Source organism: Citrobacter sp. JGM124 (assembly GCF_018257795.1).
Lineage (GTDB): Bacteria > Pseudomonadota > Gammaproteobacteria > Enterobacterales > Enterobacteriaceae > JGM124.
In genome coordinates this window covers 1-13,379 of sequence record NZ_JAERJD010000015.1, presented here as the reverse complement: position 1 = coordinate 13,379, position 13,379 = coordinate 1, and the positions used below count along the sequence as shown (strand labels likewise).

Here is a 13,379-nt window from a genome sequence, read left to right as displayed (position 1 = left end):
TCAACCGATGATTTCTGAAGATGACCTGGAACAACAAAGCCTGCAGTGGTTTGCTGAGTCCGGCTGGGAAGTGCTGCACGGGCCAGATATCGCCCATGATGCCCCGAATCCTCTGCGGATCTCTTTTCATGATGTCTTTCTGCGACCCGTTCTGCTGGAACAACTGCAAAAACTAAACCGCCATCTGCCGTTATCGGTGCTGGAAGAAGTGATACTGCGTATCACACGGGCTGAAAACCCTGACCTCGTGGCCAGCAATAAAGCCTTTCATCATCTGTTACTCGATGGCATCCCCGTTCAGTATAAAAAAGATGACCAGGTTATCCACGATAAAGCCCTGCTCATGGATTTTAACCATCCAGAGAACAACCGCTTTACCGTGGTGAATCAGGTTGCTATTCAGGGCAATAAGCAGGCCCGTCGTCCTGATGTGATTACCTATATCAATGGGTTGCCCATTGCCGTGATTGAACTGAAAAGCCCGGTGGACGCCAATGCCGATATCTGGGCTGCCTTTAATCAGTTACAAACTTATAAAAATGAAATCAGCGATCTGTTTATCTGTAATGAAGCACTGGTGATCAGTGATGGCTACCATGCCCGTATCGGCTCACTGACAGCCGATGAAGAACGTTTCCTGCCGTGGAAAACACTGAGCAATGAAAATGACAAGCCACTGCTGACGTTTCAACTGGAAACGGTGGTGAAAGGTTTTTTTAACCCGGCGCTGTTGCTGGACTATATCCGCTATTTTGTTTTGTTTGAAAGTGACGGCAAACGGCTGATTAAAAAAATTGCCGCCTATCATCAATTTCATGCAGTACGGGAAGCCGTATCGGCGACTATCGTCGCCTCTACCGGGAAACAACTGCCACTACGCAGCAATATTCAGCCCGGGAGCCGTAAAGCCGGTGTGATCTGGCATACCCAGGGGTCGGGTAAAAGTATCTCCATGTGCTGTTATGTCGGGAAGCTGCTACAACAGCCAGAAATGAACAATCCGACTATTGTGGTAGTGACTGACCGTAATGACCTGGACGGGCAATTATTCGCGACATTTAGCCAGGCCCAGGATCTGCTTAAACAGCCTCCCCAGCAAGCCAGCGACCGTGACCAGCTCAGGGAGATGTTGAATGCTCGCGAATCCGGTGGAATTATTTTTACCACCGTGCAGAAATTTTCACCTCAGGATGGCGAACAGACACATCCAATACTAAACCTGCGCAGCAATATCGTCGTGATTTCCGATGAAGCTCACCGCAGTCAGTATGGTCTCAGCGCGGCACTAGACAGCCAGACCGGTATCTATAAATACGGTTATGCGAAACATATGCGTGATGCGCTGCCAAATGCTTCATTCATGGGCTTTACCGGGACCCCTGTATCGGCGGAAGACAAAGATACCCGAGCAGTATTCGGGGACTACGTCTCCATCTATGACATTCAGGATGCAGTCGATGACGGCGCTACCGTGCCTATTTACTACGAGTCACGGCTGGCGAAGCTCGACCTGAATCACAAAGAACTCACAGCACTGTCTGAGCAACTGGATGATCTGATTGAGGATGAAGAAACCGAACAGAAAGAAAAAACGAAAGGTGACTGGAGCCGTCTGGAAAAACTGGTCGGTTCAGAACCACGTATTCAGGATGTCGCAGCCGATATCATTCAGCACTTTGAAGCCCGTAATGCCACCATGAACGGTAAGGCGATGATTGTCGCCATGAGCCGTGAAATCTGCGTGAAGCTCTATGATGCACTGACTGAGCGGCGACCAGAATGGCACGATCAGGACCCGGAAAAAGGGGCTATCAAAATCATTATGACCGGATCGGCCTCTGATAAAGCCACCCTGCAACCGCATATTCACAATAAGCAAACAAAGAAAAGACTGGAAGCACGGTTTAAAGACCTGAATGACCCGCTAAAACTGGTTATTGTCCGTGATATGTGGCTGACCGGCTTTGATGCCCCTTGCTGTCACACTATGTATATCGACAAACCAATGCGTGGCCATAACCTGATGCAAGCTATTGCCCGAGTGAACCGTGTCTTCAAAGATAAGCCCGGCGGGCTGGTCGTGGATTACATTGGTATCGCCAATGAACTGAAACAGGCCCTGAAAACCTATACCGATTCTAAAGGTAAAGGACAAACGACGGTGGATGCCCGTGAGGCTTATACCATTCTTCAAGAGAAGCTGGATATTATTCATGGCATGTTTGCCAAGACACCTGCAGAGGCGGGTTTCAGCTACGCCGGTTTTGACAGTAATCCACAATACTATCTGCTTAATGCCGCCAATTATCTGCTCGGTCTGGAAGACGGTAAAAAACGCTTCTTTGATGTGGTACTGGCGATGCATAAAGCCTGGTCACTGTGCAGTACCCTCGATGAAGCAAAACCGCTGCAAAAAGAGATCGCGTTCCTTTCTGCCGTCAAAGTAGCGATTATTAAACTGACCACCACCGATAGAAAATTCAGTCAATCCGAGAAAAATTCTCTACTCGGTAAAATCCTCGATAACGCCATTATTGCCACTGGGGTTGAAGATGTATTCGCCTTAGCCGGGCTGGATAAACCCAATATTGGTCTGCTTTCGGATGAGTTTTTGGAAGAAGTACGGGCAATGCCGCAGCGCAATTTAGCGGTAGAGTTACTGGAAAAACTGCTGAATGACGGGATCCATGCCAGAACCAAAAACAATGTCGTGCAGGAAAAAAAATATGCCGACCGCCTGAAAGCGACCCTGATTAAGTACAATAACCGTGCCATTGAAACTGCCCAAGTGATTGAAGAGCTGATTGAGATGGCAAAAGCGTTTCAGGATGCCATGGCAAGGGATGATGCTCTGGGCCTCAACCCGGATGAAATCGCTTTCTATGATGCCCTGGCTGAGAATGAAAGTGCCGTCCGTGAACTGGGTGACGATATACTGAAAAAGCTGGCGATTGAGGTCACCCAAAAGCTGCGCCAGTCCACAACAGTTGACTGGCAGGTACGGGAAAGTGTACGCGCTAAATTGCGTATCCTCGTGCGTCAAACGTTGCGGAAATACAAATACCCGCCGGATAAAACCCCACACGCCGTAGAACTGATATTGCGACAAGCTGAGGTCATGTCAAATTACTGGACGGCCTGAACCTGTCTGATGGGATGACGAGCACGTCAAGGCCCCTGACTTTAGCCTGACAGGCTGGCTTAAAAAAGGACCATCAGGGTTATTCGGGGTGATGATGAAGTTACCCTGTCGAAGTGCTCGCCAGCCCCCTTCCTGTACATAGGCAATGACAGGCAGCCTGTGGCATGATGAGCCCCCGGGCAAGTTATTTAAGGAGAGTACAGTGAAGCAGATCACGCTATATGATGTGGCAGAACACGCCGGCGTCTCTTACCAAACGGTATCCAGGGTGGTAAACCAGGCCCGCCATGTTTCAGCCCGAACCCGGGATAAAGTGGAAGCCGCGATGCGTGACCTGAACTATATCCCCAACCGTATTGCCCAGCAATTGGCAGGCAAACAGACATCAGTATTTGGTGTCGTGACCGCCAATCTGGCTTTGCATGCCCCCTCACAAATTGTCGCCGCGATCAAATCCCATGCGGATCAGTCCGGGGCCAGTGTGATGATTGCCATGGTTGAACAAGGGGGGGTTGAAGCGTGCAAAACAGCGGTTTACCATTTACTGGCTCAACGAGTAAACGGACTCATTATTAATTATCCCCTGAACGATGACGAATCTGCCATCGTTGCTGCCATTTGCGCTTCTGTTCCAGTACTTTTTCTCGATGTATCAGACGGCTCCCCGGTGAACAGCATCATTTTTTCCTACGATGCCGCTGCCAGATTAGCCGTCGAGCATCTTGTATCATGCGGGCATAAACAGATTAGCCTGCTGGCGGGGCCACGTTCCTCAATTTCAGCCAATCTTCGCCTCGCGGCATGGCATAAGTATCTGTCAGCTGCGGGTTTAGCCCCTGTCACCGAACGAGAGGGAGACTGGAGTGCCATATCCGGTTTTCATCAGACGCAGCAGATGCTAAATGAAGGGGTTATCCCGACCGCCATGATCGTTGCCAATGATCAAATGGCCCTGGGTGCCATGCGTGCGATCAACGAATTCGGCCTGCGGGTTGCTGATGATATTTCAGTCATTGGCTACGATGATACTGAAGACAGTTCCTGCTATATCCCCCCCCTGACGACTATCAGGCAGAATTTTCCACTCCTCGGCAAAACCTGTGTCGATGCCCTGCTTCAGTGTAATACCGCTGAGTCACTCAACACGTCGATCCTGCTCCCGGTCACGTTGATCGAACGTAAGACAGTATGCCCGCCAAGTACAACGCCGATATCGCCGCAGAGACTCTCCGACACTTTGCTGCAACTTGCCCGTCAGGTGGCACGATTCCCTCCCCAGGGATGAAACAGCAGGAATTATGTGATTCACCTCACCCATCAGACTGAAGATACTTTACAGCGTTTTCTGATCGGAAATACTCTGCCTTAAATTGTGAGCGAGTAACAGTTTAATACAGGATAACATGATGACGCTAAATAAAGACGCTTTAAGCTCAGTCTTAGCCCGTCGGGACTGGGAAAACCCCGAAGTGACACAACTGAACCGGCTACCAGCCCACCCGCCTTTTTTCAGCTGGAAAAACAGTGAAGATGCCAGGGATAACAAGCCATCCAGCGACGTTATTTCCTTAAATGGTGAATGGAAATTCTGCCTCTTTGCCGCTCCTGAAGAGGTTCCAGCCAGCTGGGTCACCAAAGAACTCCAGCAAGCAGTCCCCATGCCTGTCCCCTCAAACTGGCAAGTTCAGGGCTACGATATCCCCATTTATACCAATGTAAATTATCCTTTCCCTGTTAATCCACCTTATGTTCCTTCCGATAATCCCACTGGTTGTTACTCGCTCACTTTCCAGCCTGACAGTGACTGGCTGGAAGATGGGGAAGTAAGAATCATTTTTGAGGGAGTTAATTCTGCTTTTCATCTGTGGTGCAATGGCCGCTGGGTGGGTTACGGCCAGGACAGCCGACTGCCTTCAGAATTCGATCTCAGTGATTACCTGATCAATGGAGAAAATAGGCTGGCGGTGATGGTATTACGGTGGAGTGATGGCAGCTATCTCGAGGACCAGGATATGTGGCGGATGAGTGGCATCTTCCGGGATGTCACCTTACTGCATAAACCGGCCAGTCATATTAATGATATGGGGCTGACAATGCGGTTCAATGATACCTTCAGCCAGGCATGGCTGACTGCAGATATTCAGGTAGCAGCAGAACGATATGACAACCTTTCGGTTACGCTGCAATTATGGGAAGGTGAACAACTGAAAGGGACAACCACCGCCCCCCTGGGAAGCCGAGTGGTGGACGAACGCGGGGCTTATGCTGATCGCGTGACACTCAGCCTCCACATTGAACAGCCAAAATTATGGAGCGCTGAAGTCCCCTCTTTATACCGCACTGTCATTCTGCTGCAGGACAGCGATGGCACCTTGATTGAAGCCGAGGCCTGCGATACCGGCTTCCGACAAGTAAGTATCGAAAATGGGTTACTGCTATTAAATGGTCAGCCTTTATTGATTCGTGGCACGAATCGTCATGAGCACCATCCTTTACATGGTCAAGTGATGGATGAGGCAACCATGATTCAAGATATTCTGTTGATGAAACAGCATAACTTTAATGCAGTTCGCTGCTCTCACTACCCAAATCATCCGCTCTGGTACAGGCTTTGTGACCAGTATGGCCTCTATGTGGTTGATGAAGCCAATATTGAAACGCATGGCATGGTCCCCATGAACCGCCTGACGAATGATCCCCGCTGGCTTGCAGCAATGAGCCAACGGGTGACACGCATGGTTCAGCGAGATCGTAACCATCCCTGTATTATTATCTGGTCTCTCGGCAATGAATCCGGGCATGGTGCTAACCACGATGCTTTGTATCGCTGGATAAAATCCGTTGATCCCTCCAGGCCTGTCCATTATGAAGGTGGGGGTGCCAATACTGCGGCTACAGATATTATCTGTCCAATGTATGCCCGGGTAGATGAAGATCAACCCTTCCCTATGGTACCAAAATGGTCAATTAAGAAATGGTTATCCATGCCGGGAGAACAGCGCCCTCTGATTCTCTGTGAGTATGCCCATGCCATGGGAAATAGCCTCGGTGGATTTGCCCGTTATTGGGAAGCATTCCGTCAGTATCCTCGTTTACAGGGTGGGTTTGTCTGGGACTGGGTGGATCAGTCATTGATCCGTTACGATGATGCTGGCAATCCCTGGTCTGCCTACGGGGGTGACTTTGGTGATACACCCAATGATCGTCAGTTCTGTATGAATGGTTTAGTCTTCGCCGACAGGACACCACACCCCTCTCTGTATGAAGCAAAATATCAGCAACAATTCTTCCAGTTCCGCAAACTGGCAGGCGTAGAAGATCAGATAGAAATCCGCAGCGAATATCTGTTCCGTCACAGTGATAATGAGGTATTGCACTGGAGATATGCAATCGACGGTAATACCCTTGCTACTGGTAGTGAGATCCTTGATATCCCTCCTGGGGGGAGTCAACGCATTACGCTGCCGCGCCCGGAGCAAACGGCGAGTACTGCCGGGCAAATCTGGCTCACCGTCCATATTGAACAACCACAAGCAACCCCATGGTCTGATGTCGGGCATATCTCAGCCTGGCACCAATGGCAGTCAGGGGAAATGTTACGACTCCCGTCCCCTGCCACAGATCAAGCTCAACAGCCTGAATTGGTCACCAGTGAGACCCTTTATCGCATCACGGTGAAAAACCAATGCTGGGAATTTGACCGCCAACAGGGCTTGCTGACGCAATACTGGATTCAGAATGAGCCACAGCTGCTCACCCCACTGAAGGATCAATTCATACGGGCACCACTGGATAATGATATCGGCACCAGTGAAGTCGATCGTGTTGATCCTTCTGTCTGGTCTGAACGCTGGAAAGCCGCAGGACACTACCAGGCTGAAGCCATTCTGCTGCATTGTGATGCGGAACAGCTGGCGCATGAGGTACAGATTAAGACGACTCACGCCTGGCAGTATCAGTCAGACACACTGTTTGTCAGTCACAAAGTCTACCGAATAACCCATCAGGGAGAGATGATCCTTTCCGTTGATGTTGATGTGTCCGCCAGTACGCCTCATCCGGCAAGAATAGGGCTGACGTGCCAGTTAACCCAAGTGGCAGATTCTGTGAACTGGCTCGGGCTCGGACCACACGAGAACTATCCCGATCGTCTGACTGCCGCCACTTTTGACCGTTGGGAACGGCCGCTGGATGAAATGTATACCCCTTATGTATTCCCTTGCGAAAATGGTCTGCGCTGCAATACACGTGAATTGCGCTATGCCTCCCATTACTGGAAAGGGAACTTCCAGTTCAATATTAGCCGTTACAGCCAGGAACAACTGAGACAAACCAGCCACCGCCACCTGCTACAGCCTGAAGATGGAGTATGGCTTAATCTCGATGGTTTCCATATGGGGATCGGGGGGGATGACTCCTGGAGTCCTTCTGTTGCTACTGATGACTTACTCAATGCCGGGCATTACCACTACCAGTTAATCTGGGGTCATTGATTGATTTTGGGCTGACCTCGTCAGCCCAAAACTCACATAAGGAATGCTGTATGTATTACTTAAAAAATACCAACTTCTGGATGTTCGGCCTGTTTTTTTTCTTCTACTTTTTCATCATCGGAGCCTACTTTCCCTTTTTCCCTATTTGGTTGCACGAAATTAACAATATAAGCAAAGCAGACACCGGAATTATATTTTCCTCGATTTCCCTGTTTTCACTTATCTTCCAGCCAGTATTCGGCCTGATTTCCGACAAATTAGGACTGCGTAAACACTTACTCTGGGTTATCACCGGAATGTTGATCTTGTTTGCGCCCTTCTTTATTTATGTTTTCGGCCCATTACTTCAATATAATATTTTATTAGGTTCTATTGCTGGTGGTATTTATCTCGGATTTGTCTACAACGCGGGTGGCCCGGCAATTGAAGCGTATATAGAAAAAGTAAGCCGCCGGAGCCACTTTGAATTCGGCCGGGCACGTATGTTTGGCTGTATTGGCTGGGCCCTGTGTGCCTCTATCGCCGGTATTATGTTCACCATCAATAACACTTTTGTTTTCTGGCTCGGTTCGGGCTGTGCCGTTATCCTTGCTTTGTTATTACTCTGTTCAAAAACTGAAAAGGCTTCTACTGCCGCTGTCGCAGAGGCTGTCGGGGCTAACCACTCAGCATTCAGTTTAAAACTAGCCTTAGAGCTCTTTAAAAAACCCAAGCTCTGGTACCTGTCGCTCTATGTGATCGGTGTGTCCTGTACCTATGATGTTTTTGACCAACAGTTTGCTAACTTTTTTACCTCTTTTTTCCCCAGCAGTGAACAAGGTATCCGGGTATTTGGCTATGTCACCACACTCGGTGAACTGCTGAATGCAACCATCATGTTTTTTGCCCCTTTGATAGTCAATCGCATTGGCGGTAAAAATGCACTGCTATTAGCAGGGGCCATCATGTCAGTACGGATTATTGGCTCTTCTTTTGCCACTTCGAGCCTACAGGTCATCGTCCTTAAAACCTTGCATATGTTCGAAGTCCCTTTTCTTATTGTCGGATGCTTTAAGTATATTACCAGCCAGTTTGAGGTACGCTTCTCTGCCACTATTTATCTGGTGTGTTTCTGTTTCTTTAAACAAGTTGCGATGATCTTTATGTCTGTCTTTGCCGGTAATATGTATGAACGGATCGGTTTCCAGGGGGGGTACCTGGTTCTCGGGCTGATTGCATTAGTTTTCACATTGATATCCGCTTTTACATTGAGCGATAAGGGGCCGTTGTCACTATTGCAACGCAATGCGGCACCACTGCAGTAAATCTGCCACATATTTAAAAAAAGCCGATTCTCGTCTGTAACATCAGATAGCGCCTGATATTACAGACGGGTATATGACACCATCAGGTATGACAGCAAGTAACCACCAGTCTGATAGATAAACGTTTTACAGGGGCACGATACCTTATGTAATGTATTCAACACCCCCTTATCACCCTAAAAAATGTCTGGAAATAACAGGCAAACAACTGCCGCGATAAAGGCAAAGGGTAATAAATTAGATAAATTTGATATTAAAATAGTTGAATAATTAAATATAGGATGTGATGACTGGAACAACACAGAGTTATCACTTTATGTCAATAGTAAATCAAGATAATAGAATTAGCCGTAAAGAGAAGAAATATGCACTGGCTTCTTTTATTGGCACCGCAATAGAATGGTATGATTTCTATATCTATAGCACAGCATCCGCACTAATATTTGCCTCACTTTTTTTCTCTAAAAGTACAGATCCCTCCGTGGCATTACTCTCTTCCTTTGCTGCTTATGGTGTCGGTTTTTTTGCAAGGCCTCTCGGCGGTTTTATTGCAGGACATGTCGGGGATAAAATAGGCCGAAAAAAAGTGCTGGTATACTCACTATTAGTAATGGGGGTATCGACATTCATTACAGGGCTAATCCCAGGTTTCGATTCCATTGGTATTTATGCCATTATATTTCTTGTTATTATCAGGCTACTTCAAGGTCTTGCCAGTGGTGCTGAATGGGGCGGAGCAGCCTTATTAGCGGTAGAACACACGAGGCCACAACGCCGGGGATTTATTGGTTCTTTCACTCAAATCGGCTCTGCCACGGGCATGTTATTAGCTTCCGCTGCATTTTTGATTGTTAAATCCAGTATGACAGAAGAAAGCTTTATGATTTGGGGATGGCGTATTCCCTTCTTCCTGAGCATTCTGCTAGTCGTTATCGGGTTAATTATTCGTTTAAAAACAAGCGAGTCCGAGGAGTTTTTAGCACTGAAAGAGTCAGGTGAAATTAAGAAATACCCACTTATTGAATTACTTAAAAACCATAAGAAATCTGTCTTCATTACTATTGGTTTAAGGCTGGCACAACCAGCAATGTACGCCATTTTAACCACCTTTATTTTAAGCTACTTAAAATTAAAAGGGCAAGATACCAGTATTGTTTTAACATCAATCATCATCGCTTCAGCCGCTGCCGTTATAACCACACCTGTTTGGGCATTATTATCAGATAAAATAGGACGCCGGATCCCGGCATTTTTCGCACTGGTGAGCATAGGCTTCTTTGTATGGCCATTTTTCTATTTTTTAGACAATGGAAATTTATTTTACCTTCCTCTGGTAATGGCTATATTCCTGGCGGCATTTGACGCAGCTATATACAGTATAGGTGCGGCCTGGTTTGCAGAACAATTCCCCGTTGAAGTACGTTACAGCGGTGTTTCTGTTGGCTACCAGGTGGGTACATTACTCTCCGGTGGGTTAACGCCATTCATTGCCATGGCGTTGCTGACATACAATAACGGTAGCCCATACTTGGTCGCTTTATATATTTCAGCGCTATGCTTAATTAGTCTGGTTGCCGTCTATCACGCCAGGGATCCCATATCTAAGAAAAATTATGCTCAACTGGAAAAAAGCTACCAATAGAGAATTGGTCTCACTATAAAAAGGCCCAATCATGACGAATACCATTGCAAAAGTGACTGACTTGGATAAAACACAGCATCACACCAAGAATTTCAGAACATTATCAACAGACAGCTGGCACGACGGAAGCATTACCAGTAGAGATAAACATTTAATAGCCGTAGCCATTGCACAAGCAACAAACTGTAAGCATTGCCTGTTACACCATGCACATGCCGCCAAACAAGATGGAGCAACCTTCGATCACATTGCTGAGATATCCTACCTGACTGGTATTGTTAATATTGCGGGTGAAAGACTATTAGAGTTAACTGATGGTTTAACGTTACCTGATGACAGCTCAGTCCCACTAGCCCGATATACATCAACAAAAGTCATTGATTATATTAACCAGCAATTGAAAGAAAGTTTCATCACATTGAATATAAAAATACTCGCATTACTTGGCATTGCTAAATACAAGGGCAATACCTCACTCGTTGAGCATTTGCTAACCTTAGCAAAAAATAATCAAATTCATGAAAATGAAATTAATGAGGCACTTCTGGTGGTGGATATTTTAAGCACCGGGATTATTTACTCAAACAATCAAGATATTTATCAATATTTGAGTAAGTAAATTTAAAAAAAATAACCAGTCTTCATGACTGGTTATCTCTCATCCCACTGTCTTCTCCCGGTATTCGGATCTATTTATACCATCTACTATCTCGTATCACCGGCATCTGTTTGAAGCACGGATGTTCATATGCCAGCGCTTTCGTGATGATGAAATGATGGCCTCACGACAGACACTGTTCATCGTTCAACCAGTTTCGGCGGTCTTCAGAACAGCGATAATCTAATTAAGAGTTGTCTGGCCGATGCCCCACCTCAAAGATCCATACCCAGAATGTCACGCAAGAGTGCCCATGAAAAAATAGACACCTTTATCCGTAAAATAACTGGCACATCATGACGGAACACCTGTGAACCAGTCAGTTACCGTATTGTGAAATTAAGATACAGGGAAAGGTGATACCGTCCGTCGATGCCAATAACAGGTGCAATACGTTCATTTACAGAGAGTTTTATATGCCCTTTAATGTTAGAAATGGAAATTCATCCACAACAATCAGCGACAGCAGCATTGACCATCTTGCTCGCCCTGATACTCCGCATGACATTAGCGTATGGGAAAAAATTAAGTCATTTTTCAGCTGTAAGTACAAGCCTGAAGCACTGGAGTGCATCCGCACTATGTGTCACCCACCAGCCGGAACAACCCGGGAGGATGTGGCTGACAGATTTGAACAGCTCAGGAGGTTCGCGCATACCGGATTTGCGGAAAACATTCAGTCCGGCCGGCACGGGGAAAACAACTTCAGTATTCTGGATGAAAACAGTCATGAAATGCTGTCAGTCAACCTCGATGACGCCGGGATATATACCGTCGAATGTCAGGGACACAGTGAAACTCACAATCTTACACCTGACACCAGGCTTTGTGAGGAACACAGAACTCTCGCGACAAGTATCCCCCCGCCAGAGACTGTCCGGACGGCGGTAGATTATGACGCGGTCTGGTCAGCATGGGCGAACCCCGTACCGGGAGAAGAGTGTTCCTCCCGCAACCAGGCACTACAGAAAATGCGTGACTGTCTGAATAATGGCAACCCGGCACTTGATCTGAGTCACTATCAACTCACTTCCTTACCCGACCACTTACCGCCGAACATTACCACACTGAATGTAACATCGAACCAATTATTCATTCTGCCGACATTGCCGTCAGGATTACTGTCACTGACTGCCGATGAAAATCAGCTGGCCAGTCTCCCGACTCTGCCGTCAACACTACAGTCTCTTATTGTTAACCGTAATAAGCTGTACCGCCTGCCAATGCTGCCATCAGGACTGGAACGGTTTGATGCTGAACACAATCACCTGACCAGCCTCCCGATGCTGCCATCAGGATTACTGTCGCTTGCTGTCTCTGAAAATCAGCTGACCTATCTCCCGACACTGCCGTCAACACTACAGTCTCTTATTGTTAACCGTAATAAGCTGTCCAGCCTGCCAATGCTGCCATCAGGACTGGAACGGTTTGATGCTGAACACAATCACCTGACCAGCCTCCCGGCACTGCCGTCAGGACTGGGGGCGCTGACTGTCAGGTTCAACAGACTAACCAGCCTTCCGACGCTACCGTCAGGATTACTGTCGCTTACTGCCTCTGACAATCAGCTCACCAGCCTCCCGATGCTGCCATCAGGATTACTGTCGCTTGCTGTCTCTAAAAATCAACTGACCTATCTCCCGACGCTGCCTGCAACACTACAGTCACTGGCTGCCGATAGCAATCAGCTGACCAGTCTCCCGGCGCTGCCGTCAACACTACAGTCACTGACTGCCGAGTTCAATCAGCTGACCAGCCTCCCGGCGCTGCCGTCAACACTACAGTCACTGGCTGCCGATAGCAATCAGCTGACCAGCCTCCCGGTGCTGCCGTCAGCACTACAGTCACTGTCTGCCGATAGCAATCAGCTGACTAGCCTGCCAGACCTGTCGCCAGGGCTATTGACGCTTTTTGTCAGCTGCAATCAGCTGATCCGCCTGCCAGAACTGCCGCCAGGACTGGAGAAGTTGGCTGCCAATGAAAATCAGCTGACCAGCCTGCCTATGCTGCCGTCAGGACTGAAATGGTTTACTGCCAGGCACAATCAACTGACCAGCCTGCCAGCGCTACCGTCACGACTGGAGAGGTTTGATGCCGAACACAATCAGCTGACCAGCCTGCCGGCACTACCGTCAGAACT

At 47.8% G+C, this 13,379-nt stretch carries 6 protein-coding genes and 1 pseudogene; all 7 read left to right on the top strand.

Annotated features, from left to right (window positions below; all coding sequences use genetic code 11):
* Positions 1-7 precede the first annotated feature (7 nt).
* On the top strand, positions 8-3,142 hold the full coding sequence (locus JK154_RS16745) for a type I restriction endonuclease subunit R (RefSeq protein ID WP_211993820.1): 3,135 nt from the start codon (positions 8-10) through the stop codon (positions 3,140-3,142).
* Positions 3,143-3,344: 202 nt separating this feature from the next.
* On the top strand, positions 3,345-4,427 hold the full coding sequence (locus tag JK154_RS16740) for a LacI family DNA-binding transcriptional regulator (protein WP_211993818.1): 1,083 nt from the start codon (positions 3,345-3,347) through the stop codon (positions 4,425-4,427).
* A 121-nt stretch (positions 4,428-4,548) separates the two neighbouring features.
* Positions 4,549-7,635 carry a beta-galactosidase gene (locus JK154_RS16735; protein WP_211993849.1) on the top strand — a complete coding sequence of 1,029 codons (3,087 nt, stop codon included), beginning with the start codon at positions 4,549-4,551 and terminating at the stop codon, positions 7,633-7,635.
* A 50-nt stretch (positions 7,636-7,685) separates the two neighbouring features.
* Positions 7,686-8,939 carry an MFS transporter gene (locus JK154_RS16730; protein ID WP_211993816.1) on the top strand — a complete coding sequence of 418 codons (1,254 nt, stop codon included), beginning with the start codon at positions 7,686-7,688 and terminating at the stop codon, positions 8,937-8,939.
* Between the two features lie 316 nt (positions 8,940-9,255).
* Positions 9,256-10,581, top strand: coding sequence for an MFS transporter (locus tag JK154_RS16725; RefSeq protein WP_211993815.1), 1,326 nt, complete (start codon positions 9,256-9,258; stop codon positions 10,579-10,581).
* A gap of 31 nt (positions 10,582-10,612) precedes the next feature.
* A complete protein-coding gene (locus JK154_RS16720; RefSeq protein ID WP_211993810.1) occupies positions 10,613-11,200 on the top strand; it encodes a carboxymuconolactone decarboxylase family protein in 588 nt (195 codons plus the stop codon).
* A gap of 455 nt (positions 11,201-11,655) precedes the next feature.
* A pseudogene (locus JK154_RS16715) lies at positions 11,656-13,379 on the top strand (hypothetical protein); the annotation flags it as partial.

What these genes read in the sequence shown, in the direction of transcription:
- JK154_RS16720 (WP_211993810.1), top strand. Translation starts at nt 10,613, where the DNA reads ATGACGAATACCATTGCAAAAGTGACTGACTTGGATAAAACACAGCAT.
- JK154_RS16745 (WP_211993820.1), top strand. Translation starts at nt 8, where the DNA reads ATGATTTCTGAAGATGACCTGGAACAACAAAGCCTGCAGTGGTTTGCT.
- JK154_RS16735 (WP_211993849.1), top strand. Translation starts at nt 4,549, where the DNA reads ATGACGCTAAATAAAGACGCTTTAAGCTCAGTCTTAGCCCGTCGGGAC.
- JK154_RS16725 (WP_211993815.1), top strand. Translation starts at nt 9,256, where the DNA reads ATGTCAATAGTAAATCAAGATAATAGAATTAGCCGTAAAGAGAAGAAA.
- JK154_RS16730 (WP_211993816.1), top strand. Translation starts at nt 7,686, where the DNA reads ATGTATTACTTAAAAAATACCAACTTCTGGATGTTCGGCCTGTTTTTT.